Genomic DNA, 23,171 nt, shown 5'->3' with positions numbered 1-23,171 from the left:
CGGCCGTCCTTACCGCCCGATCGGATAGAAGATCGACTTCTCGTTCTGATACTCGCGCAGCCAGTCGGGGCCATATTCCCGTCCGATCCCCGATCGCTTGTAGCCGCCGATCGGGGCATAGGTCATTTTGCCGGTACCGCCGTTGATGGCGACCGAGCCGGCACGGATCTGGAGCGCCATCTCATAGGCCCTGGCCGCGTCGGTCGTCAGGATGCCCCCGTTTAGGCCGAAGCGGCTGTCGTTGGTGATCGCGATCGCCTCCGCGTCGGTATCGAAGCCGATGATCGCGCCGACCGGCCCGAATATCTCTTCCTGCGCGATCGTCATGTCGTTGGTGACGTCATCGAACAGCGTGAGATCGGTGAAGAAGCCTTTGGGCAAGCCTGCCGGACGGCCGCCGCCATGAACCAGGCGCGCACCCTCGTCGCGCCCCTTCTGGACGAAATGCTCGACCTTGGAGCGTTGCTGCTCGCGGATCAGCGGGCCCATCAGCACCGACGGGTCGGCCGGATCGCCGATCTTCCATTGCGCGGCGATGGCGGTCGCCGCCTCCACGAATTGCGCGCGGATGGAGTTGTGGATCAGCAATCGTGTGAGCAGCGCACAGCCCTGCCCGCAATTGACCGACAGCACCGCGACCGCGCTCATCGCGGCGCGCTGGATATCGGCGTCGGCACGCACGATCAGCGCGGATTTCCCGCCGAGCTCGAGATGCACGCGCTTCAACGTCGGGGCTGCCTGCGCCATGATCGCGGCGCCCACGCCTTCGGAGCCCGTGAAGCTGACGAGATCGACGCGCGGATCCGTGGTCAGCAGCGTGCCGACATCGGGGCCACCCGTAATGACGTTGAGCACGCCTTTCGGCAGGCCCGCCTCCTGCACGACCTCGCCGAACAACAATGCGGAAAAGGGCGTGAACGGCGATGGCTTGAGCACCAGCGTGTTGCCGGCCAGCAGCGCCGGAATGATCTTGGCGAGATTGAGCAGGAACGGGAAATTGTATCCCGTGATGCCGGAGACGACGCCGACCGGCTCGCGCACCACGGTCGTGCCGCCGATGATCCTCGGTCCGCTCGGGTCCATCGGGTTGGGAACGGTCTCGATCGGAAGGCGCACGCTGTCGTCGCGGTCGGCGTGGGTGATCGCGGAGAAGAGATGGCCGAGCGGCGCGTCGACCTGCATCGCGTTGGTGATGCCCTGCGCGCAGCCGACCTCGGCGACGATCAACTGCACGATGCGGTCGCGACGTGCCAGCAGCGCCGCGTGCACCCGGCGCATCGCATCGCACCGTTCCGCCATCGTCAGGCGCGGCCAGGGGCCATGATCGAACGCATGTCGCGCGGCCGCGATCGCGGCATCGGCAGCGGCGGCATTCCCGACGGGCGCCTCACCGATCACCGCCTCGGTCGCGGGATTGATCACGGCCTCCCGCCCACCGCCGGCGGAAGACCATTCTCCATCGATAAAGAGCTGGTCGATGTCGGTGAAGGGAACGTCCATGATATTGGTCCTTTATCGGCCAAAGCGGATCAGGTCTGCCGCGCGCAGCCCGATCGCCATCGCCGGCGCATTGGTGTTTCCGGAAACGATCGTCGGCATGATCGAGGTATCGACCACCCGCAGGCGATCCACGCCGCGCACGCGCAATTGGGGATCGAGCACGGATTCGGCGTCCGATCCCATCCGCGCGGTGCCGCAGATATGGAAGGACGTGCCGCCCAGCGACGTCAGATGGGCGAGGACGTCCTCGTCGGTCCGGATCGAGGGGCCGGGCAGCGTCTCGCGAACGATCCACTTCGCCAGCGCGGGTGCCTCGCCGAGCCTGCGCAGCCAGCGGAACAGCGAGACGGCCGAGACCCGGTCGATCTCGGCGGAGAAGTGGTTGGCATCGATATAGGGTTTGGCGTCCGGGTCGGCGGACTGGATGCGCAGCTCGCCCTGGCTCTCGGGACGAGCGAAATAGCCGAGGATGGTGAGGCCCGGGAAACTGTCGATGGCAACCCCCTTAGGTGTCGCGTTGATCGAATAGAGGCCCATGCCGATCTGCGCGTCGGTGTGATCGAGGCCCGGCCTCGTCTTCACGAAGCCGCCGACCTCGTGCGCGCTGTGGGTCAGCGGGCCCTTCGATCGCAGGAAATAGGCCAGCACCGAACGCAGCAGGCCAAGCCCCTGGAAGCTGGAGTTCAGGCTTGCGCCCTTCACCTGGTATTGCGTCGAAAGATAGCGGTGCTCGCGAAGGTTGCGGCCCACGTTCGGCGAATCGAAGACGACCGGAACGCCAAGCGAACTCAGCAGCGCCGCCGGCCCGATCCCCGACAACTGGAGCAGCTTGGGCGACTGTATCGCGCCGGCCGCGAGAATGACCTCGCGCCGCGCCGATACGGAGCGCATGCCGCTCTTGTTGCGGATCGCCACGCCGGTCGCGATGCGATCGGTGATCTCCACGCGCAGCACGTCGGTCTCGGGCAGCACGTCGAGATTGGGCCGGTTGCGCACCGGCGTGAGGAAGGCGCGCGCGGCACTGAAACGCTTGCCACGGTAGGTCGTGGTCGGCTGATACGCCATTCCGCCGTCCCGAACGGTGGCGACATCATTCTCGTCGGCAACGCGCGGCGTGCCGATCTCCTCCGCGGCATCGAGCACCGCCTCGCACAGCGGGTTGCCCGAAGGATGGATGGTGATCTTGAGCGGGCCGCCCGTCCCGCGCCACTCGCCCGCGCCGAGCGGATGATCCTCGAGCTCGACGAAGCGGCGCCCCATCTCGGACCATCCCCAGCCGTCGCAGCCGAGTTCCTCCCAATGGTCGTAGTCGCGCGGCGCGCCGCGGACATAGACCATGCCGTTGATCGAGCTCGAGCCGCCCACGGCGCGGCCCTTCAGCCATGTCTCCGCCGGCGCGTTGCCGCCAGGGGAAACCTGATAGTCCCATACGTGGGGATTGCCGGGCGCGAGCAGCTTGCCGATGCCGCGTGGCATATGGACGAGCGGGCTGGTGTCGTCAGGCCCGCTCTCGAGCAGCAGCACCGTGGTCGCCGGATCCTCGGACAGGCGGTTCGCCAGCACGCAGCCCGACGAACCGGCCCCCACGATGATATAGTCGTATGCGTCGCGCATGCCTTGTCCCGATACCGATTGCCGGTCTGCTAAAGCGGGCCGAGGCGCGCGAAACCGCCCTCGATCCAGCCGAGGGGATCGCCGCTGTCGCCGCCGGAGATCACCTCGAACACTTCGCCCACGAAAAGCTCGTGCGTGCCGAACAGAAGGGTCTTGCTGATCGTGCAGAAGAGATTTGAACAGGCGCCCGCGAGATACGGCAAGTCGCCCGATCGCAGCCATTCCGGGCCGGAAAAGCGCCTTTCGCGCATATCGCTGCTGGAAAACAGTCCGACAAGAGCCGTCTGCTCGGTGCCGAGCAGATTCACGCAGAACTTACCGGCCCGCTCGATCGCCGCATGCGCGCTCGCATTGCGATTGATCGATATGAGCATCGACGGCGGCTCCATCGACACGGGGATCACTGCGGATGCGGCCAGCCCGGCCGGCTGACCCGTCTCCGGATCGATCGTGCTGATGAGCGCTACGGCGCCTGGCATGCGGCGCATCGCCGATTTGAGACCCGCCGCAATCTCCGCCACCCCCATCGCTACGCCGTCCGCCTCACCCATCGATAGTCACCCGTAAGACCTTCCCTCGTCCCGTCGCGATAGCGTGCCGCCATTGTTGAAGGGCCTATCATCGGGTGGGCGCTGCGGCGTCGATCACGTCGCCCGGCCGGCAGACCAGCGCGCGATCACCTGCTCGACGCCCGTTTCGTAAGGCTCGGAGATGGCGGGAGGCGTCCCGGTCATGCGCGGTGCCGCGGCGGGTTGTGCGATCGCGCCGCGACAGATGAACGAGCCCCGTGCCCGGTTATGGGGATGATCGGGCGCCTCCGCCATCGAAAGGACGGGCGATACACAGGCGTCCGTCCCGGCGAACAGCGCCGCCCAGTGATCGCGCGGCTGCTTCGCGAAGGCACTCGCAAAGTCGACCTCCATCGCCGCCCAGCCGGCCCGGTCGTTCTGATCGTAGCTGCGATCCTCGAGGCCGAGTCCTTTGATCATCTGAGCAAAGAATTGCGGTTCCAGGCAGCCAACCGCGACGTCCTTGCCATCCGCGCAGCGATAGCAGCGATAGAAGGGCGCCGCGCCATCGAGCAGATTGGACGCCGGAGCATCGCGCCAGAGCCCCTTCGGCTCCCAGGCGTAGAACAGGCTCATGAGCGACGGCACGCCGTCGGTTATGCAGGCATCGACGACCTGGCCCCTGCCCGTCACCTTCGCAGAGAGCAGGGCCGCGAGCAGGCCCGCGATCAGGAACATGGCGCCGCCGCCATAGTCACCGACCAGATTGAGCGGGACGGGCGGCGGGCTCTTGCCGTCCCCCATGGCATGCAGCGCGCCGGTGATCGACAGATAGTTGATATCGTGCCCCGCGCGCAGCGCCATCGGCCCGTCCTGGCCCCACCCGGTCATCCGCCCGAAGACGAGACGGGGGTTGCGCGCAAGGCAGGCGTCTGGCCCAATACCGAGGCGCTCCATCACGCCCGGGCGATAGCCCTCGATCAGCGCGTCCGCCGCACCGACCAGCGCCAACAGCTGGTCCCGATCGCCGGGATCCTTGAGATTGAGATAGGCGACGCCCCGGCTGCGGTGGAGCACGTCGCCACCGACATCGTCCCACGCGCCGACGCCTGCACTCGGCGGGCGGGCGATGCGAATGATGTCGGCGCCCATGTCGGCGAGCAGCATGGCGGCCAGCGGAACCGGACCGATCGCGTCGATCTCGACCATACGGACGCCCGCGAGCGGCCCGCCGCGCTCCGTCATCGGATATTGGTCCGGTCAGCGCCCTTCAGGTCGAGGATCGCTCGCGCTTCCTCGGGCGTCGCGATCTCCAGTCCCATGCCTTCGAGAATCTGCCGTGCCAGCGTCACCTGCTGCGCGTTGGTTTCGGCAAGCTTGCCCCGGCCGGCCCACAGGGAGTCTTCCAGCCCGACGCGGACATTGCCGCCCATCGAAGCGGCCATCGCGACCACGCTCAGCTGGCGCGCGCCCGCGCCCAGCACAGACCATTCATATTGATCGCCGAACAAGCGGTCCGCCGTCCGCTTCATGTGCATGATGTCATCCGGATGGCTGCCGATGCCACCGAGGATGCCGAAGCACGTCTGGATGAACAACGGCGCCTTCACCAGGCCTCGATCCAGAAAGTACTTTAGGTTGTAGAGATGGCTGGTGTCGTAGCACTCGAACTCGAAGCGCGTGCCGAGCGGCGAGAGGATGCCGAGCAGCTTCTCGATATCGGCATAGGTGTTCTTGAACACCAGATCGCGCGAGGCCTCGAGCGCGGCCGGCTCCCAGGCATGCTTGAACTCCTTGAAGCGGTCGAGCATCGGGAACAGGCCGAAGCCCATCGTGCCCATGTTGAGCGAGGCAACCTCTGGCGCAAAGGTTTGCGCGGGCCGAATCCGCTCCTCGACCGGCATCGAGGGATGGCCGCCGGTGGTGAGGTTGATCACCGCGTCGCTGCGTTGCTTGATGACCTTTAGGAAGGGCTCGAACAGATCCGGATTCTGATCCGGCCGGCCATCGATCGGGTTGCGCGCGTGGAGATGGATGATCGCGGCGCCCGCCTCCGCCGCGCCGATCGCGGATTCGGCGATTTCTTCGGCCGTGACCGGCAGGTAGGGCGACATGGATGGGGTGTGGATCGCGCCGGTGACGGCGCAACTTATGATGACCTTGCCTTTTGCCATGAAATCCCTGCCTTATCTCCGGAGCGGAACGCCGCGCGAAGCTGGACGTGGCAAGCTCCGGCGCTGCGTGGACCTGACCTGCGGTAGGTTCACACGGATCGGCCGAACGGGACTGGAAGGCCAGCCTCAGGCCAACAGCCCGAACTGCCTCGCGCGCAACACAGCCTGGGGCCGTCGCCGAACCCCAAGCTTGTCGTAGATCTGCTGCATGTACCATTTGACGGTGCCTTCGGTGAGACCGAGGCGTTCGCCGATTTCCCGATTGCGCAAGCCACCGCCGACCATGGTGAGAATGTCGATCTCACGGTTGGCGAGGCGGCTGGAGAGGCCGAAGCTCTCGTCATCCTCCTCTTCCTCCGCGCCAACCGCAGGGCCACCGTTGACAAGGGAGACGAGACGAGCGGCGAATTTGTCGGCCGGCGTGTCAAGCAATGGCCCATGAGCGTAGGCCTCCGACAATAGGGAGGAGATCACTTCGCCCTCGTCCAGGAACAGTCGGACCCAGCCCGCCGATTCGGCCATTTCGACCGCCGAGCGAACGGCTCTGCGAGCTTTGGAACGATTGCCCTGCAACACGGAAATCTCTGCGAGCAGCAATTCGAAGGTGACTGCTGACCGGATCGCGCCCGTCCGCTTCAGCAAATCGAGCCAGCGCGACGCGACCTTCCGTGCGCGCACCAGGCGATGTCGCTGCATCTCGATGCGGATCCACGCGATCGCGACACTCTCGTTCTGCCTGGTGGGATTGAGCGTCGGCACGGGCTCGCAGTCCGTGCCGACATCGCCTGCCACCATCGCGGCCTCTGCTTCCGAAAGCTGGCCGCTCTTGATGAAAATGCGAACCTGCTCGGCGACGACAAAAGCACGCAGCCGGTCCAATCCGCATTCGATCGCGATGAGATGCGCCTCGTCAAGCCCCACGAGCGCCGCGTTCGTATCCCCGCGGGCGAATGCCAGCTTTGCGCGCACCAGGAATCCGGATGCCAGCTGATCGACGAAGCCCCATTGCCGCACCGCCGGCAGATAGCGCTCCACCAACTCACTCGCCTGATCCAGCTCGCCGGCTTCGTAGAGCAGCTCCGCCAGCGGCAGGGCAGGCAGAGCGGCAAGGCCAAAGCCGAGATCGTCGCGCTGCTGCGCCGCTGCAAATGCCTCATCGAGACAGCGGCGCGCGACGGCGGTGTTACCGCGCGCCATCAGCGTCGGCGCGATCGACGATTTCAGCGCGATCGCGGCGAAGCGCGTGTTCGCACGATCCAACGCGCGGCGTGTCTCCGCTTCCAGCTTCAGGATGTCCTGGAAGTGATAAAGCTCACGTCGGGCCGCCATAAGCTGCGCCAGCAGCGTGCAGCTGAGATAGGGGTGCTCGTCGCCCAGATCGTAGAGCAACTGCTCGGCGTCCTGTTCGATCGCGGCCATATTGTCCCGCGCCGCCTCAAGCATGAGCCGGCGATGGCGCAACAGCAGATCGAACGTCTCGGCCGCATGCGCGTCCAACAAGCCTTCGACGAGCCTTTCGTCACGCACGGCGACCGCAGCATCCAGCAGGCGCGAGGCAGAGGCAAAGGAGAGCCGCCGGATACGCCGCCACGCGAGCGCGAGCAGGAGCGTCGGGCGACTGCGCATCACGGACCAGGGGATATCGGCGCTCAGTTCCTCGATGCGGTACAGGTAACCCGTATAGATAAGATCGTTGGCGACGGCATCGAGCTGATCGGCCAGAAAATCCTTGTCGGCGCTCGCCTGCGCATGGTGGAGCGCCGTCAGATTATCACCTTGGCCGGCGAAATAACGGCTCGCCCTGCGATGCAACTCGGCCGCGCGCGCGGGTGCCCTTTCGGCGAGCCGGCCCAGCACCATCTCCTTGAACAGCGGATGATAGGCATAGCGGCTGCGCTCTTCGTCGATCGCGTTGAGGAACAGCCCGGCGCGGTACACATCGTCCAGCATGGCGCGGGCATCGTCGTCGTCGGTCACGGCAGCGCAGGCAGGCGCGGTAAGTTCGGCCAAGATGCTCGTGTTGACGAGGAAATCGCGGATCGCCGGAGTCTGGAGGCTGAGCACCTCCTCGTGAAAATAGCTGGTGAATTCGGAGCATAGGTTACCGAGCAGCGGCTTCCATGCGGAACCTCGCATGGCGTCGCGTCGATACAGTTCTCCCGCGATCACCAGCCCGGATGCCCAGCCGTGTGCATCCTCGATGATCTGCTGCATCTCTTGGGCATCGAGCGGCGCACCGACCGTGCGGGACACCAGCTCGATCGCTTCCTGACGATCGAAGCGCAAGTCGGCGGCGCCAACCTCGACGAGAAAGCCCAACGCCCGGGTGCGAGCGACCGGGATCGCCAAAGCCCCCCGCGAGACGATGATCATCGTCACGGCATCACGTGCGCTGGCGACGGCCTGGGCAAGGAACTCAATCGCCACGGGCGGCAACAGCTGCGCATCATCGATCACGAGGACGGGACGCGCATCCCCGGCCCGGGCTTCCGCCAGCGCCGCGAGCCAGGCATCGTCAGGGCCGTGCGGATCGAGGTCCTGCCAGGGAAGGCCAGCCTCGACGCCCGCCGACCGGAACGCGAGCAGAAAGGAGGGCAGATCACGAATGCCAGCACGCACCGCGAGCCACATTCCCGGGCGGCCCGCCCCCTTCAGCCGATGGAACCACGAAAGTGCGGCGGTGGTCTTGCCACTGCCGGCAGGCGCAGTGACCATGGTCAGCCGCGACCGGTCGATGGCCTCGAAAAAAGCATCGAGCGTCGGGCGCGCGACGATGATGTGACTGGAACGCGGCGGCACGATCGTCGTGGGAACAAGGCCCATGGTCGTCAACCTCTCCTGGTCGCCCCTTTTTTGGAGCGATTCTGTTGAATGCAGAGATAGTTTCACGGAATTGGGCAAGAACGCAATATGTTTTCCTATCGCACGATAGGCTGTCATGCCAACTTGCATCTTCCCCCCCTGCCCGTTGACAGGTTGCGCGCGCTCCGTAAGCAGCCATTCACGACGAAAATCAGGGTTTCCGGCCGTCTAACGGCCTACCAAGGAAGGCTTTCATGAAGGCTTTGTATCTCGAACAGGCCAACGGCTTCGACAGCGTCTCGGTCAAGGATGTTCCCACGCCGACCGCGGGCCCTGGCGAAGTGCGCGTGGCCATCAAGGCCGGCTCGCTCAACCATCGCGAACTGTTCATCGTGCACGGCCAATATCCGGGAATGACTGTGCCGACCATCATGGGCTGTGATGGTGCGGGTATCGTCGATCAGGTCGGCGAAGGTGTCACGGGGGCGAAGGTCGGCGACGAGGTCGTCCTCTATCCCGCGCGCAATTGGGGTGCCGATCGGCACGCGCCCGCCGCGGATTTCGGCCTGCTGGGCATGCCCTTCCCCGGCACCATTGCGGAGCACGTCTGCGTGCCGGTCGAAAACCTCGCTCCGAAACCTGCCTTCATGTCCTTCGAGGAAGCGGGCGCGATGCCGCTGACCGCGCTGACATCCTGGCGGGCGCTGATGTTCAAAGGTCAGCTGAAGGCCGGCGAGACCGTACTGATCAGCGGCGTCGGCGGTGGCGTGGCGACCTTCGGCCTCGCCTTCGCCGTCGCCAAGGGCGCCAACGTCTATGTGACGGGTGAGAGCGATGAGGTCCTCAAGCGCGCCTACGATATGGGGGCCAAGGGCGGCCTGCTGTTCACCGATCCGGAATGGCGTCGACAGATCGGCAAGCTGACCGGCGGCATCGACGTCGTGCTGGACGGTGCGCCGAGCCCGAGCCTTCCCAACTATATCCGCGCGATCAATCCCGGCGCGCGGATCGTGATCTACGGATCGACGGCAGGCAACGAGATCAAGTTCAACGCCACCGACCTCTTCCTGAAGAGCGCGAGCATCGTCGGCAGTCAGGTGGGCGATCCGCAGGATTTCAGGGACATGCTGGCGTTCGCCGGGGAGCACAGGATCAAGCCGGTGATCGAGCGGACGTTTCCGCTCGCGGACGCCAAGGAGGCCCTGCTGCACCTGCGCGACGCGCACAGCTTCGGCAAGACAGTGGTGGTCATGTGAGCGGGGACCTGTTCGACCTGACCGGGAAGTCGGCGCTAGTCACAGGCGGCGCCCAGGGGCTCGGGCGGATGATCGCGGAAGGATTGTTGCGCGCGGGAGCAACCGTCGCGATCACATCCCGCAAGACCGACGTCTGTGAGGGTGCAGCCGCCGAAATGGCACCGCTCGGCCGCTGTGTCGCGCTGCCTGCCGACCTCTCTACACCGGAAGCCGCGGTCGATCTCGTCGCGCGCTATCGCGAAGCCGTCGGCCCCTGCCACATCCTGGTGAACAACGCCGGCAAGACCTGGGGCGGCGCGATCGACAGCTTCCCCGACAAGGCCTGGCCGGGTGTCATGGCCGTCAACGTGCAGACGCCCTTCACGATGGTGCGCGAGTTGCTGCCCGAGCTGGCGGGGGCGGGCACGGAGGACGATCCGGCGCGCGTGATCAACATAGGCTCGGTGGCCGGCGTCAAGACCGAGCGCCTGAATGCCTACAGCTATGCCGCGTCCAAGGCGGCGGTCCACATGATGACCCGCGATCTGGCGGGCGATCTGGCTGAGCGCAACATCACGGTCAACGCCGTCATTCCCGGGTTTTTCCCGACCAAGATGACGGCGCATTTCCTCGACGAGGAGAAGGTCGATCCAGCCCTGCTCGCGCACATCCCGTTGAAACGTCTCGGGAAGCCGGACGATATCGCGGGCCTCGTCGTCTTCCTGTGCTCCCGCGCCGGTGCCTATATCACAGGCGCGCAGATACCGGTCGATGGCGGCATTGTCGGCTGCGGCTGATCGGCCGCAGCTCGATTTCACCAGGCGAGTTGGAGCTCGTCGATATGGATGACGTTCCCCAGGAAGAAGGGGACCGAAAAACCGGGCGCGATGCCGAAGGTCGGGACAGACGCAAGAAACTCCTGCAGGGCGATCTGCAGCTCCCGACGCGCGAGATGCTGGCCCAAGCACCGATGGATGCCGTAGCCGAGCGTGACATGGGCAGGCTTCCGGTCCAGCCGCACCTCCTGGGGCGCATCGTAATATTCGGGATCGCGGCCGGCGAGCGGGGTCGACATGGCGATATAATCCCCCGGCATGAAGGTGGCGTCGCCCAGCGTGTAGGGATTTCGGCAAAGCCGCGCGGTGGTGACCGCAGGGTAAGCGCGAAGAAACTCCTCGATCGCGATCACCATCTGCTTCGGGTTTTCCCTCAGATAGGTCTGATGATCGGGCCTGGTCGCAAGATGATGCATATGGAGCCCGATATTGGCGGTCACCGTGTCGAGGCCGCCGAGATAGAGGTTGAAGCAGTGGCCGAACACTTCCTCGTCGGTCCACTTGCGGCCGTCCACCTCCAGAGTCAGCGCCACGCTGATCAGATCGGTCCCGGGGTTCTTCTTGCGATCGGCGATGGCGCGCAGCAGATAGTCTTTGACCGCGTGCACGCTCGTGATCCGGTCGCCGTTGGTGGGCGATCGTAACAATGTCGTCTCCCACTCCAGGAACTGATTCATCTCCTCCTGCGGGAATCCGAGCAGATCCAGGAAGATCGTGACCGGAAACGGGATCGCGAATTCACCGATGAATTCGCACGAACCGCGATCCTTGAAACGATCGATGAAGACACGCGCCCGCTCGCGCACCCGGCTGTCGAGCTTGGCCATGTTGCTCGGCGAGTAGACCGGGTTCAGCGCGGCCCGGAAACCGGCGTGACGCGGCGGGTCGAGCTCGGTCGGGATGATGTCCCAATCTTCGCCGATCATCGCGGCGAACTGGGTGTTTCCCTGCTTGTAAAAATTTTCGGTGTCGTTGTAGATCGCCCGCAAATCCTCGGCCCGGCGAACCACCCAGCCCGGCACCGGCCCCGGAGTGACGTTGGCCGCATAGAAGACCCGCGGGCCTTGATGGATGGCAGGCAAGATAGTCTCGTACGGGTTTTCGGTGACTGTCATGCGATCGAAGATGCGGCACGGCAGCACCAGATCCGGCGGGACGTGGCTCGGAATAACGGGCTGCGTCTGCACGTGTCTCTCCTTATCTGTCTTGCTCGGCGATATGGGCGTTCCGGCACGGTAGGTCCCTCGCGGCATCCGGCATCTATCGCCCGGCAGGTGGGTGAAAGCCTCAATCCGGGTCCCGCACGATGTACGTCCAAATGGTCGTCTCGTTGGATGCGCTCGCGCCGTTGACGTGCCGGTTCCAGCAGATCCGCCGAGCCGTCCCTATGCTGCCGGCAGGCCGGATCGGGAAGCTGGGAAAACAGCGATCATGCAGGGCACAACTCAAAAACGATTGCCGCCGAACTCGGCCTACCACGGGATAGGCCGCGCCTCGCATCGGGCCAACTAGTGTCCGCTTGCCACACAGAAGGCGGCATTTCACGAGTTGCCTTGCTAAGCAGAAGGACATCACGATGGCTTGGAAAGAAGCGATCCGCGAGCAGATCGACCCTCAGACCCTCTCCGACCTGACGGATCGCCAGAAGTTTCTCGCACAGATCTGGGTCGACAATCAGGAAACGCTGAACCGCGGCGAGTTCGACAAGATGGACCGCTATTTCCACAAGGACTTCCGGTACGGCAATCCCAACCGGCCCGATCTCGGCACGTACGACGAGTGGAAGACGTCCCCCGTCGCTTTGTACAAGACGTTTTTTCCCGCCGCGTACAAGACGATCGACATCGTCGGCAAAGGCGACGACGAAATCTGGATCTACGCGACGCATTACTGCAAGCATGTCGGCGGCCCCTATATGGGCATCCAGCCGACGGGCAACGAATTCCAGGTGAACTGGTTCTCGATCGTCAAGTTCAAGGACGACAAGATCGTCCATATCTTCAGCATTTCGGACGTGCTGTCGATGCTGATCGACATCGGCGTGCTGCCCGAGCGCCAGCCCGTCGACCCCTACAAGTGAAAGCCTCGCAGCATGATCGCCTTGGAGGCGGACATGCTGCGAAATCGCCGAACCGGCGATCGCAAGCATGAGGGCGGCTGCCCCAAACCTGCCATTTGCAAATCCTGGTGGATCGCATCGCCAAGTGTGAAGGACTCAACCTCCATGCCCGTTATATCGATCGGGGCGCGTGCATGAGTGGCCGATGCTGCCGCCGACCAAGCAAAGCACGCCTCACAGGGACCAGCCACCTCCGGCGACGATGACCTGGCCCGTGATATAGTCGGCTTCGGGCAGACACATCAGGTAAACGGCACCCGCCGCCTCCTCGGGGGTGCCGGCACGACCGAGCGGAATGCCCCTTTCCATTGCGTCGAGGATTTCCTGGCTGACCCCGGCCTTGATTTCCTTGCCCTTCATCGTAATCGTCGACTTGCCCGCCTCGCCGGCCGTCATCCGGGTCATGATCGCACCGAACGCGATTGCATTGACGGTGACGTTGTAGCGGCCCCACTCCTTCATCAGCGTCTTGGTGAGGCCAACGATGCCCGCTTTGCCGGCAGCATAGCCGGCTTGCCCGGCATTGCCGCCCAGACCGGCGACCGAGGATATATTGACGATGGTGCGGCGGGTGGCCCGCCCGCCGTGCGCAATCTCATCCTTTGCGGCAGCGGCGATGACGGGCTGCGCGGCGCGAAGAATGCGGAACGGTGCGCTGAGATGCACCTCGATCATCGCCGCCCACTGCTCGTCCGTCGTTTTCTGGACCACCGAATCCCAGGCGTAGCCGGCATTGTTGATGATGATATCGATGGTCCCGAAGGCATTGACGGCGGCCTCGACGAACGTCTCACCGAAGCTCGGTGCGGTGACGTCGCCGACGCATACCACCGCGCGGACGCCCAGTGCGCCGATCTCGTCGGCCGTTGCCTGCGCGACTTCCGCATCCAGATCGTTGACGACGATGTTGGCCCCCGCCCCAGCGAGCTTCAACGCGATAGCCTTGCCGATCCCCCGCCCAGAACCCGAAACAAGCGCGACCTTGCCTTCCAGAACCTTCAACGATCATTCCCTTCGTAAGCGTCACCATCCGCCCGACACGCGAAAAGCGCCCTTGCCGGTATTGGGTTCGGGCCGTGCCTTTCCTAAGATAGGCATTGGGCGGCGGGGCGAAGTGCCTCCCGTCAGCCCTCCCCAGTCGTCGTCGCCGACCAACCCGCAAGGCGAGCTTTGCCGACGATGATGCCAAAGCGACGGAGCAGCCTGCAGAAGGATAGGCCTCGGCACATCGGCTGGCTCTATCCTCTGGCGCCCGTACGGCCCGACGCCGTTCGAAAACCATGGAGTCGAAGCTCACCATGACACATTCCCGAAGGCGTCGATTCCATGGCGATGGCGTCATGCTTTGCGCCGACGAGCACGGCCCGCCCAATGGATTGCCGGTCCTCTTCTTCCATGGTGGCGGGCAAAGCCGTCGATCGTGGAACAGCGCGGCGCGCATGGTCGGCGCGGCAGGATATCGCGGGCTCAGCTTCGATCTGCGCGGGCATGGCGAAAGCGGCTGGGCGGAAGACGGCGACTATATGCTGGACGCATTCGCCCGCGATGTCGCAGCCCTGATCGACGGGTTCGACGAACCGGTCGTGCTGGTCGGCGCATCGCGCGGCGGACAAGCCGCTCTGGTCGGCGCATCGCGGCGCCCGGGGCGGGTGGCGATGGTGATGCTCGCGGATGTCGCCCCGCTGCTTCGCGATTCGGGTGTCGATGAGTTTCGTGGTTTCTTCCGGGCCAGCATGGGCGGCTTCTCAACCCTTGACGAAGCTGCCGATGCCCTCGCCACCCATCTCGATCGCCCCCGGACGGCCGACGCATCGCGCCTGGCCAAGACGATGCGCACCGGAGAGGATGGCCGGCTGTACTGGCAGTGGGACCCGAAAACAGTTTCGCCCGAATTTCTCAATCCGCCTTCGGAGACGATCGCACTCGAAGAGGCAGCAGCGCGGATCAAAGACCCGGTAATCCTCGTGCGCGCGGAATTCAGCAATATCGTCAGCGACGCGAGCGTGGACCTTTTCCGCAGGCTTACGCCGCAGCTGGAAGTGATCGAAGCGAAGGGCGTCGGGCATATGATCACCGGAGACCGCAACGATGCGTTTGCCGAAACGCTTTTGGATCGCCTCGGCCGCCACGCGCAAATCGGAGGCCGACCCGATCCGCGCTGACTGTTCGACGTTGCCATGCACCACGCGCCGCTTTATGCATTTTGTATCGGCTGAACGCATCGTCGAACAGCGAACCATCGGCCTCGAGAGCCGAGTACCAATGAGAGGACACCCATAGCGATGAGCACGTCGAGCGAGACCGCGACCCCGGCAGAGAGCGCAGACCAGTATGCGCGCATCACGAAATGGGCGGAGACGAATTTGGGTGGCAGGGTGACGAAGATCGAGCGGCAACGCCGCTGGCGGCCGGTGTGGCGCGTCACCATGGACGATGCCGGCGCGACCAAGGATTATGTCTTCAAGGCCGATCGGGCCTGGGCTGCGCACCCCTACCCTCATATCCACGAAATGCACCTTCTCAACGTGCTGGCCGCGAACGATATTCCCGTTCCGCCCCAGCGCGGATTCTGCAGCGATCCCGAAACCATCGTAATGGATTGGGTGAAGGGCGGTCGCGATCCGGGCCTGGTGATGGAGGCGGTGGAGAGCGCCTCAACCATGACACCGGACCGCTGGTCCGCCTCCCTGCAATATATGGAAGTGCTGGCGGCGATGCATCGCATCCCGGCCGACCAGATCGAGGCGATCGGCTGTTACCGCCCCCGGAATGCGAACGAGATCGCGTTGCAGCATTATGAACGCTTCTACGACATGCAGAAGGCGCATGGCATCGTCGATCCGCTGATGGACTTCGTGACGCTGTGGCTTCGCCGCAATGTGCCCCAGCATCGCGACCGGATATCGCTCGTCACCGGCGATTGCGGCCAATTCCTGTCGGACGGCCCTGACCTGACCTGCGTGCTCGATGTCGAGATCGGCCATCTGGGCGACCATCTCCACGATCTCGCCTGCTTCCGCGGTCGCCATCCGGTCGAGAATATGGGCGATCTGCCGGCGCTGTTCGCGCATTACGAGCGCGCGCTCGGCGAACCGCTCGATCTGCGCGTGATTTCCTATCACACCGTCGCATTTCTGGGCGTCGGCTATTTCGGCCCCTTGTTCGCGCTCGCACGCACCGATCCCGGTGGCGACTGGGTGGAAGCCGCCGTGCAATGCGCGTTCATCGGCCGGCGTTGCATCGAGGCGCTGGCGGAGTTCATCGGTGTCGAACTCGAGGATTTCGACCTGCCGGCGCCTCGCCCTTCGCCGATGGAGGAGATGGCGCTCGAGAAGCTCGGCGCCGATCTTCAGCGCCTGCCGCTCACCGACACCTTCGCAGGGTGGCAGCGTGGCGTGCTCGCCTCGGTGCCAGACTATCTTCTGGCCCAGACCCGCCACCGTCGCTGGGCGGAAGACGCCGACCTCGACGATCAGGAAAGGCTGCTGGGCAACCGCCCCCGGGACATGGCGGACGCGGATCGGCAACTTGCGGCTTTCGTCGCCAACGCCGGGCCGGAACATGACGAGGCACTGACCCGCTTGCTCTATCGCCGCTTCCTCCGGCAGTGCCTGATCATCTCCAACGGCGACGTCGATCATCTGGCCATGGCCAAGGTCGAGCCGATACTCGATGGCCGCATGGACAGAGCACGCGAGAGCATGGCGGTCGCGGTGCAATAGCGCCGCGATCCGTGGCGCAATTCCTATCGGCTTTCCAAAGGGCATCTCATGGATCTTGGCATAAAGGGAAAAGTCGCGCTGGTGACGGGCGGAACGCATGGCATGGGGCGGGTCGTCGCCGAAAAGCTCGGTGAAAACGGTGCGAGGGTCGTCGTCGTGGCCCGAGGCCGTGCCGGGCTTGACGACACGGTCAGGGCAATACGCGCCGGTGGCGGCGAAGCCATCGGCGTGTCTGCCGATCTCACGGATTTGGGCGCCTACCCCTTCATGGTCGAGGAAGCGCGCAAGGCGTTCGACGCGCCGGACATTGCGATCTTTACGCCGGTCGCGCCCCCATCCGGCAGCTTCGACGAGTTCGACGACGAGGCCTTCGATCGGGCCTATGCATATATCGTCAAGGCCTTCGCGCACTTCGCCCGCGCGGTGAAGCCCGCCATGAAGGAACGCGGCTGGGGCCGGATCGTGACGATCGGTTCCGGAGCAGCCAAATCGCCCGCGCGCGCCTCGATCCTCAATTTCGACTACGTGCTTGCCAACACCGTTCGCCCCGCCGGCCTCGGCCTTAGCCGCAGCCTTGCCGACGAACTGGGTCCTTTCGGGATAACCGTCAATACGGTGCCGCCCGGCTTCATCGACACCGGCGAGGCCTACAAGGCATTCTTCGAGAAGTGCGCGCGGGATGCCAGCATGGACTACGACGCATTCATGACCGCTTTCATGCGGCGCATTCCGGCCAATCGCTTCGGCCGCCCGGAAGAGGTCGGTTCACTGGTCGCTTTTCTGTGCTCGCAGGATGCCGGCTACATTACCGGCCAATATATAGTGGTCGATGGCGGCTACATGCAGATATACCACTGACGGCCCTTCGCGCGACGGCCTGTCATCGAAAAAGAGGGGGACGGCGGCCATGGCGACCGCCGTCCCCCAATCGTTTCTGGAGATGGCTATCAGAAGTGGATCGCGGCCGTACCACCGTAGGTGCGCGGGGCGCCCTGGAACTGGGTGGTGGCGCCTAGACCCGTATAGCTGTTGAACACGTTGGTGTACCAAGGCTTGTTGGTCAGGTTCTTGCCCCAGATGCTGAACTCGAGGCCACCGCGGAAGGCGAACGTGATCGTCCCGTTGACCAAGCCGTATGCCTTGATCTTGGACGCCTCGTTCTCGATCGCAACGACGGGCTCCTGCGCAGCGTCGGCCGCCGTCGCGGAATCGAAGTAGCGAGACGAAATGTATGAGTAATCGGCATGCAGGGACAGCTTGCCGGACTCGAACTCGAACGTCTGCGTCGCTCCAATACTGGCCGTCCACTTCGGCGCCTGGGTGATCGGCTCGCCCGAACGATCGACCTCGACCAACGCTCCGGCGGAGTTCAGCTCGCTTTCGATCCGGCTGCCCTTGACGTAGCGTGCATGCAGGTAGGCGAAGCTGCCATCGATGGCCATGCCCTTCCAGGGAATGACCGTGCCCTCGAACTCCACACCGTAGGTATGCACCTTGCCGTCGTTGCTGACATATTGCGACAGCGTCGGCGGCGTCCCGAACACGGTGTTGACGATACGCTGAACATCCTTCTGCCACGCATAGAAAACGGCGACGTTGGTGCGCAGGTGGCGATTGAAGAACTCGCCCTTGAAACCGCCTTCCACGTCACGCACCGCTTCCGGCTTGAAGGAAATCGACGCGAACGATGGTACCGGCCGAGCGTTGAAACCACCCGATAGCGAGGCGCCGCTGGTCTTCACGTAAGCGAACACGTCCGAGCTCAGCTTGTAGTCTGCGCCGGCAGTCCATGCGGGATAATGGAACTTCGCCTTGGACGGCGCCGTGCATTCGGCGACGCTCGCGGGTTTCCCCGAATTTGCGCCGACGGCGCAGATCGGATCCGGGACTGTGAAGTCCACGACGCCATGTCGATCGATGAAGCGGCTATCCCAGGTGTAGCGGATACCTCCAGTCAATCGCAAAGCATCGGTGACGTGATAATTGACCTGCGCATAGGCGCCCTTCGAGGACGATACGAAGTCCGCGAAGTTGCGGTTCCTAGTGCCGAACGGCGTATTATAGAAGATGTACGAGTCCGAACGCTCGTTACCCGCCTCCCGGAAATAATATAGACCGCCAATATAGTCCAACCTTCCGATTTTCCCGGATACTTGCAGCTCTTCAGAAAACTGATGCTGTTTGTACTCGCTGGCGAATGCACCGCCACTCGTAGGCGTGCCGGTCAAATCGAGACTGTCCCCGGTATCCGACAGGCGATAGCCGGTGATCGACTTGACCGTCACCGAACCGAGATCGACGACGAGGTTGGCCGTTGCCGAGCCGGCGCTGTTGAAGTTGGCGAGATTATCGATTTCCGGGTCACCTGTCGTCGGGTGACCGTAGGTGTCGCGCCAGCTGTTCGACGCGATGGGATCGGTGTGCGGGAATTGCGTGCCGATGAACTGCGTGATCGGAGCAGCACCGGGTTGGTTGACGCCCGTGAAGCCCGGAACGCCGGCGGCGCTAAGCCCGGAGAAGGTCGCCAGTGGGCCGGTCGGATTGATGGCGGCGACCGAATTGGCGTTTCCGTGGTCCCGATAATGGGTGTAGTCGCCACTGACCGTCAGCGTCACCGGCAGCGAATTGGGCGCCCACTTGATCGTCCCGCGGCCGTAATATTCACCGGCTACGTCACCCTGCGCGTGACCCAGATAGGGGTTCGGAAAGTAGCCGCCATGCTTGTCGTACCGGCCGGCGAAACGCGCTGAAAGGTCGCTGGTCATCGGCACGTTGACCACGGCCTCCGCGACGCGCTGGTCGAAATTGCCGACACCGGCCTTCACATACCCTTCAAACTTGTCGGTCGGCTGCGCGGTGGTGAGATTGAGCGCGCCGGCCGTCGTGTTGCGGCCGAACAGCGTGCCCTGGGGGCCACGCAGGATTTCGGCGCTCGCCATGTCAAGGAAACCGAGGTTGCCCACCAGGGGACGCCCCACATAGACACCGTCGATATAAATGCCAACCGCGTTATCCGAGAAGGAGTTCGGGCTGTTCTGGGCTTCGCCGCGAATGGCGAGATATACGATCGAGGCCGGTCCGGTACCACCGGTGCCGATGCTGAGCGCGGGTGTCGAACGAGCGAGGTCGGTCACTGCCGCGATCTGCTTGGTCAGCAGCATCTGATTGTTCAGCGCGGTCACCGCGACCGGCGTCGTCTGAAGCTTTTCGTTGGTCCGGCGTGCCGTGACGATGATATCCTGAAGACCGCCCGCCCCCTTCCCCGCAGGTTGCTGGGCAGTAGTCGTATCGGCTGGAGCAACGGCTGTCGGCGGCTCCATCGTCGTTCCCGAAGCGGGGCCACCCGTCTGAGCAAGCGCCGGCGAAATAAAGCCAACCGCAAGAAACGGAGCAACGCTAGACAAAAGGCGGATTTTACGGACTGAGGCCGTCATAGATGTTCCCCTCCCTATGAGCCGCAGGTTCTTTGCCCCTTGGTCTCTCGGTGAAGCCGTGACTTCGAGTGGTAACAACCTCTCTCGATGCCCATCAGCTTCGACTATCATGGCGAGGGAAGACTCCCGTGCTACCTATCGAAGTGCAGGGTATCGCGCCGAACAAAGCAATCTCGGGAGTGCGACAAATTTACATCGGCATGCGTGCGCTTGGGCGTCGTCAATCAAGCGATGCAAGAACGTCGGCGGTATAGGGAGTGTGATGAACGATCCCTCCATCGACCGAAATGATCTGGCCGGTGATGAAACTCGCAGCATCCGAGGCGAGGAACACGACGGCGCCTGCAATATCATCCGGGCGACTGAAACGCGGCAGCAATACATGCCGCTGAATCATGTCGATCTGATCGGCCGTCATCATTTCACGAGCCAATGGCGAAAGGACGAGGCCGGGGGTTATCGCGTTGCAGCGGATGTTGAAGCGGCCAAACTGCACCGCCGCGTTGCGGGTAAGCGCATTAACCGCTGCCTTCGACGACGAATAGGACGGGTTGAAAATGTCGCCAGTCAACGAAACGCCGGTCGATGTATTGATGATGCTGCCTCCGCCGGCGGCGATCATGTGGGGCGCCGCATGCTTGATCATCAGCATCGTGCCTCGTGCATTGATCCGGAACGCTCTGTCCCAGACCGCGGCATCGAGCGCCGCGATCGATCCGTCGGCGTGCATCTGCGCCAGGCTGGTGTCGGCCGCATTGTTGTGGAGGATATCGAGCCGCCCGAAACGTGCGATGGCGACATCGATCAATTCTTCGATGCTGGCTTCCTCGGCAAGGTCGAGCGCCTGCGCCATCGCCATGCCGCCGTCGGCGACGATCTCCCCGGCCACCCGCTCCGCGCCGACAATATTGATGTCGCCCAGAACGACGGAGGCGCCCGCCGCTGCCAATGCGCGGGCACAGGCCTCGCCGATATTGGCGCCCGAGCCGGTGATGATGGCCACGCGCCCCGTCAGATTCTTGTCCAAGTGGATGTCCTTCCACACTTTCGCGATTGCGCACCCCTCTGCGGTGCCACGATCGGGCGTGATGCCTCCATGCGCGCCTGTCGGCAGGCAGGCGGGAGCCGGGGCATGAGGCGCCTGCACTTGGATAGGTGTAGAAACGGCCGGTGCCGCAAAAGGCTTGCCGAGATAGCATCCCGGGGAGTGGCATGGATTTTTCGTTGAGTGAGGAGCAGGCGTCTTTCCAGGAAATCGTGCGCCGCTGGGTGAATGCGGAAGCGCCGAAGGACTGGATGCGCCAGCTGGAGGCCGACGAGGAGAATTACCCCTACGCCCTGTGGGACAAAATCGCCGAACAGGGTTTTTTCGGGATCGGGATTCCCGAAGAATATGACGGCCTCGGCGGCGACGTGACGATGCAGATGATCTTCGCGCGCGAGTTCGCGAGGACGGCTGGTGGATTGCTGTGGGTATGGGGGCTGACGTCATTCGGCGGCGCCAAGACGATCGCGTCGGTCGGCAGCCCCGAGCAGAAGGAGCGCTGGCTGCGGCCGATGGCCCAGGGCAAGCTGCGCGTCTCGCTCAGCATGACTGAGCCGGATGGCGGCACCGATGTACTCGGCGCTATGAAGACGCATGCCGAGAAGGTCGATGGCGGGTGGATTCTCAACGGCGCGAAGATGTGGACAACGGCCGCCAAGGCCGCCGACCGTCTGTTGGTGCTGGCGCGTACCGACAAGGATGTCGAGAAGAAGCATCAGGGTCTGACGATGTTCTTCGTCGATGCCAAGGCGAAGGGTATCACCGCCTCCTTGCTGCCCAAACTCGGAATGCGCGCGATGGGATCGTGCGAGGTCCATTACGAGGATGTGTTCGTCCCCGACGAGGACGTGCTCGGTGAGCCCGGCAAGGCCTGGTACGCGATGCTGCCGACGCTCAACAACGAGCGGATCATGGTGGGTGCACAATGTCTCGGCGCGATCGACGGCGTGCTGGAGGATGCGGTCGCCTACATGCTCCAACGCAAGGCGTTCGGCGGTATCATCGGTCGATTCCAGGCCCTACAGCATTACGTTGCCGACATCGCGACCTGGCAGAAGACCACCGAATTGCTGCTCTATAACGTGGCGTGGATGCAATCGAACGGGATGCCATGCGGCGTCGAGGCCAATATGCTGAAAATGGTCGCCACGGAAAATGCCGTGAAGGCTGCCGATCTGGGGATCCAGATCCTCGGTGGCATGGGTTATTCGGCAGAGACGGACATGCAGCGCTACTGGCGCGATCACCGCATCCTGCGCATGACACCGATCTCCAACGAAATGGTCCGCAACTCGATCGCCGAAAGCCTCGGCCTGCCAAGGTCCTACTGATGAGCGACGAAGCCACCCTGCCCCCCGCCCCGGACGTCGCTGGCGTTTCGCTGGACGGCACCAAGGTGTTCACCATCACCGCGGAGGAGAACGCCCGGCTCTGCGCCTCGACCGGGACGACACCCGCGACGGACGGAACTGCGCACCCCATATATTATTATATCGCCACCCAGGTCGCGATGGGGAAAACCGTGGCCGGAGTATGCGAGGCGTGCGAGTTCGACGTCGAGGACGGCCCGATGATGGGAAGCTCGGGCGTCCGCTTCGCCCACCCGCTCATGATCGGCGAGAGCTACAGGGTCACCGGCGAAATCCTCTCGCTCGTCCGCAAGCGCAGCCGCAAGCTCGGCGTGATGGACGTGCTGACCTATCGGCTGAGGCTCCTCACGCTCGACGGCACGCAGGTGCTGGAAACCGACAATGTCTGGGTATTGCCGCGCAAGGAGTTGGCATGAGCTACGCCGTTGGAGATGCGCTGCCATCGTTCGCGATCCCGAGCGTCAGCCCGGAGGCGATGAAGGACTGGGCCGTGTTCCTCGCCGATCCCAACCCGATCCACCTCGATGTTGAAGTGGTGAAGGCGAAGGGGCTCGGCGACAAGGTGATCAATCAGGGGCCGATCAACGTGGCCTACATGATGAACATGCTAATGGCCGCATTTCCGGGTGCGACGATCGAGGCGATGGATTCTCGCTTCTTGGATAACGTCTACGCAGGCGATAAGGTGATTGCCAGCGGCAGCATCGTCGCGATCGATGGCGCACGGATCGACTGCGAGTTCAGCCTCGATGCCGAAGGGCGCGGTACGGTCAATTCCGGCACCGCCACCATCCGGCTCGCTTACTAAGGA

Annotated in this window: 19 protein-coding genes; 9 read left to right on the top strand and 10 right to left on the bottom strand. The window is 63.9% G+C overall.

From position 1 onward, the window contains the following. Window positions 1–9: 9 nt before the first annotated feature. The 6 genes from HZF05_RS06130 to HZF05_RS06105 form a co-directional block, all read right to left on the bottom strand. A complete protein-coding gene (locus HZF05_RS06130) occupies window positions 10–1,500 on the bottom strand; it encodes an aldehyde dehydrogenase family protein (RefSeq protein ID WP_160363483.1) in 1,491 nt (496 codons plus the stop codon). Between the two features lie 12 nt (window positions 1,501–1,512). After that, the gene (locus tag HZF05_RS06125; protein WP_160363482.1) at window positions 1,513–3,114 is read right to left on the bottom strand and encodes a GMC family oxidoreductase; all 1,602 of its coding nucleotides are present in this window, start codon (window positions 3,112–3,114) and stop codon (window positions 1,513–1,515) included. A 29-nt stretch (window positions 3,115–3,143) separates the two neighbouring features. Further along, on the bottom strand, window positions 3,144–3,665 hold the full coding sequence (locus HZF05_RS06120) for a flavin reductase family protein (protein ID WP_160363481.1): 522 nt from the start codon (window positions 3,663–3,665) through the stop codon (window positions 3,144–3,146). Between the two features lie 93 nt (window positions 3,666–3,758). Continuing rightward, on the bottom strand, window positions 3,759–4,868 hold the full coding sequence (locus HZF05_RS06115; RefSeq protein WP_160363480.1) for a CaiB/BaiF CoA transferase family protein: 1,110 nt from the start codon (window positions 4,866–4,868) through the stop codon (window positions 3,759–3,761). Next, on the bottom strand, window positions 4,865–5,797 hold the full coding sequence (kce, locus tag HZF05_RS06110) for a 3,5-dioxohexanoate:acetyl-CoA acetone transferase (protein ID WP_160363479.1): 933 nt from the start codon (window positions 5,795–5,797) through the stop codon (window positions 4,865–4,867). The genes HZF05_RS06115 and kce overlap by 4 nt, the downstream gene beginning before the upstream one ends. A 126-nt stretch (window positions 5,798–5,923) precedes the next feature. Beyond that, entirely contained in the window at window positions 5,924–8,620 is a 2,697-nt protein-coding gene (locus HZF05_RS06105) for a winged helix-turn-helix domain-containing protein (protein WP_160363478.1), read from the bottom strand. Window positions 8,621–8,853: 233 nt separating this feature from the next. Here HZF05_RS06105 and HZF05_RS06100 point away from each other — a divergent pair, with 233 nt between their 5' ends. Together HZF05_RS06100 and HZF05_RS06095 are read left to right on the top strand one after the other, a co-directional pair. After that, window positions 8,854–9,855: a zinc-dependent alcohol dehydrogenase family protein gene (locus HZF05_RS06100; RefSeq protein ID WP_160363477.1), complete on the top strand. Its 1,002-nt coding sequence runs from the start codon at window positions 8,854–8,856 to the stop codon at window positions 9,853–9,855. Continuing rightward, window positions 9,852–10,631, top strand: a complete 780-nt coding sequence (locus HZF05_RS06095) for an SDR family oxidoreductase (RefSeq protein WP_160363476.1) — start codon at window positions 9,852–9,854, stop codon at window positions 10,629–10,631. The genes HZF05_RS06100 and HZF05_RS06095 overlap by 4 nt, the downstream gene beginning before the upstream one ends. Window positions 10,632–10,648: 17 nt before the next feature. Here the strand turns inward: HZF05_RS06095 and HZF05_RS06090 are convergent, their stop codons facing one another. Beyond that, on the bottom strand, window positions 10,649–11,857 hold the full coding sequence (locus HZF05_RS06090; protein ID WP_343046841.1) for a cytochrome P450: 1,209 nt from the start codon (window positions 11,855–11,857) through the stop codon (window positions 10,649–10,651). A 389-nt stretch (window positions 11,858–12,246) separates the two neighbouring features. Here HZF05_RS06090 and HZF05_RS06085 point away from each other — a divergent pair, with 389 nt between their 5' ends. Continuing rightward, a complete protein-coding gene (locus tag HZF05_RS06085; RefSeq protein ID WP_160363474.1) occupies window positions 12,247–12,750 on the top strand; it encodes an ester cyclase in 504 nt (167 codons plus the stop codon). Window positions 12,751–12,963: 213 nt separating this feature from the next. Here the strand turns inward: HZF05_RS06085 and HZF05_RS06080 are convergent, their stop codons facing one another. Then, window positions 12,964–13,791 carry an SDR family NAD(P)-dependent oxidoreductase gene (locus tag HZF05_RS06080; RefSeq protein WP_160363473.1) on the bottom strand — a complete coding sequence of 276 codons (828 nt, stop codon included), beginning with the start codon at window positions 13,789–13,791 and terminating at the stop codon, window positions 12,964–12,966. A 278-nt stretch (window positions 13,792–14,069) separates the two neighbouring features. On the opposite strand from HZF05_RS06080, the gene HZF05_RS06075 reads away from it, so the two are divergent. From HZF05_RS06075 to HZF05_RS06065, 3 genes are all read left to right on the top strand, one after another. Next, window positions 14,070–14,951 (top strand): alpha/beta fold hydrolase, encoded by an 882-nt coding sequence (locus tag HZF05_RS06075; protein WP_246331631.1) that lies wholly within the window; start codon window positions 14,070–14,072, stop codon window positions 14,949–14,951. 120 nt (window positions 14,952–15,071) lie between these two features. Continuing rightward, a complete protein-coding gene (locus HZF05_RS06070; RefSeq protein ID WP_160363472.1) occupies window positions 15,072–16,511 on the top strand; it encodes a protein kinase family protein in 1,440 nt (479 codons plus the stop codon). A gap of 48 nt (window positions 16,512–16,559) precedes the next feature. Continuing rightward, window positions 16,560–17,369 (top strand): SDR family oxidoreductase, encoded by an 810-nt coding sequence (locus tag HZF05_RS06065; RefSeq protein WP_281367481.1) that lies wholly within the window; start codon window positions 16,560–16,562, stop codon window positions 17,367–17,369. An 89-nt stretch (window positions 17,370–17,458) separates the two neighbouring features. On the opposite strand, the gene HZF05_RS06060 is transcribed toward HZF05_RS06065, so the two are convergent. Both HZF05_RS06060 and HZF05_RS06055 read right to left on the bottom strand, forming a co-directional pair. Then, window positions 17,459–19,945 (bottom strand): TonB-dependent receptor, encoded by a 2,487-nt coding sequence (locus tag HZF05_RS06060; RefSeq protein WP_160363470.1) that lies wholly within the window; start codon window positions 19,943–19,945, stop codon window positions 17,459–17,461. A 220-nt stretch (window positions 19,946–20,165) separates the two neighbouring features. Beyond that, the gene (locus HZF05_RS06055; RefSeq protein ID WP_160363469.1) at window positions 20,166–20,972 is read right to left on the bottom strand and encodes an SDR family NAD(P)-dependent oxidoreductase; all 807 of its coding nucleotides are present in this window, start codon (window positions 20,970–20,972) and stop codon (window positions 20,166–20,168) included. 185 nt (window positions 20,973–21,157) lie between these two features. On the opposite strand from HZF05_RS06055, the gene HZF05_RS06050 reads away from it, so the two are divergent. Genes HZF05_RS06050 through HZF05_RS06040 form a run of 3 tightly spaced genes read left to right on the top strand, consistent with a single transcriptional unit; the run spans window position 21,158 to window position 23,168 of the window. Beyond that, entirely contained in the window at window positions 21,158–22,321 is a 1,164-nt protein-coding gene (locus tag HZF05_RS06050; protein ID WP_160363468.1) for an acyl-CoA dehydrogenase family protein, read from the top strand. Beyond that, window positions 22,321–22,776, top strand: a complete 456-nt coding sequence (locus HZF05_RS06045; RefSeq protein ID WP_160363467.1) for a hypothetical protein — start codon at window positions 22,321–22,323, stop codon at window positions 22,774–22,776. The genes HZF05_RS06050 and HZF05_RS06045 overlap by 1 nt, the downstream gene beginning before the upstream one ends. Further along, window positions 22,773–23,168 carry a MaoC family dehydratase gene (locus HZF05_RS06040; RefSeq protein WP_160363466.1) on the top strand — a complete coding sequence of 132 codons (396 nt, stop codon included), beginning with the start codon at window positions 22,773–22,775 and terminating at the stop codon, window positions 23,166–23,168. Before HZF05_RS06045 ends, HZF05_RS06040 begins: the two co-directional genes overlap by 4 nt. The last annotated feature ends 3 nt before the right edge of the window (window positions 23,169–23,171 follow it).

It is taken from the genome of Sphingomonas chungangi, from assembly GCF_013778325.1.
Lineage (GTDB): Bacteria > Pseudomonadota > Alphaproteobacteria > Sphingomonadales > Sphingomonadaceae > Solisphingomonas > Solisphingomonas chungangi.
Note: the sequence above shows the minus strand (reverse complement) of the source record. Positions and strands in the feature narration are given on the sequence as shown.

Bases quoted from the DNA above. Each gene is read 5' to 3' on its own strand.
- HZF05_RS06130 (WP_160363483.1), bottom strand. From the start codon at position 1,500: ATGGACGTTCCCTTCACCGACATCGACCAGCTCTTTATCGATGGAGAA.
- HZF05_RS06125 (WP_160363482.1), bottom strand. From the start codon at position 3,114: ATGCGCGACGCATACGACTATATCATCGTGGGGGCCGGTTCGTCGGGC.
- HZF05_RS06120 (WP_160363481.1), bottom strand. From the start codon at position 3,665: ATGGGTGAGGCGGACGGCGTAGCGATGGGGGTGGCGGAGATTGCGGCG.
- HZF05_RS06115 (WP_160363480.1), bottom strand. From the start codon at position 4,868: ATGACGGAGCGCGGCGGGCCGCTCGCGGGCGTCCGTATGGTCGAGATC.
- kce (WP_160363479.1), bottom strand. From the start codon at position 5,797: ATGGCAAAAGGCAAGGTCATCATAAGTTGCGCCGTCACCGGCGCGATC.
- HZF05_RS06105 (WP_160363478.1), bottom strand. From the start codon at position 8,620: ATGGGCCTTGTTCCCACGACGATCGTGCCGCCGCGTTCCAGTCACATC.
- HZF05_RS06100 (WP_160363477.1), top strand. From the start codon at position 8,854: ATGAAGGCTTTGTATCTCGAACAGGCCAACGGCTTCGACAGCGTCTCG.
- HZF05_RS06085 (WP_160363474.1), top strand. From the start codon at position 12,247: ATGGCTTGGAAAGAAGCGATCCGCGAGCAGATCGACCCTCAGACCCTC.
- HZF05_RS06075 (WP_246331631.1), top strand. From the start codon at position 14,070: ATGGAGTCGAAGCTCACCATGACACATTCCCGAAGGCGTCGATTCCAT.
- HZF05_RS06070 (WP_160363472.1), top strand. From the start codon at position 15,072: ATGAGCACGTCGAGCGAGACCGCGACCCCGGCAGAGAGCGCAGACCAG.
- HZF05_RS06065 (WP_281367481.1), top strand. From the start codon at position 16,560: ATGGATCTTGGCATAAAGGGAAAAGTCGCGCTGGTGACGGGCGGAACG.
- HZF05_RS06060 (WP_160363470.1), bottom strand. From the start codon at position 19,945: ATGACGGCCTCAGTCCGTAAAATCCGCCTTTTGTCTAGCGTTGCTCCG.
- HZF05_RS06050 (WP_160363468.1), top strand. From the start codon at position 21,158: ATGGATTTTTCGTTGAGTGAGGAGCAGGCGTCTTTCCAGGAAATCGTG.
- HZF05_RS06045 (WP_160363467.1), top strand. From the start codon at position 22,321: ATGAGCGACGAAGCCACCCTGCCCCCCGCCCCGGACGTCGCTGGCGTT.
- HZF05_RS06040 (WP_160363466.1), top strand. From the start codon at position 22,773: ATGAGCTACGCCGTTGGAGATGCGCTGCCATCGTTCGCGATCCCGAGC.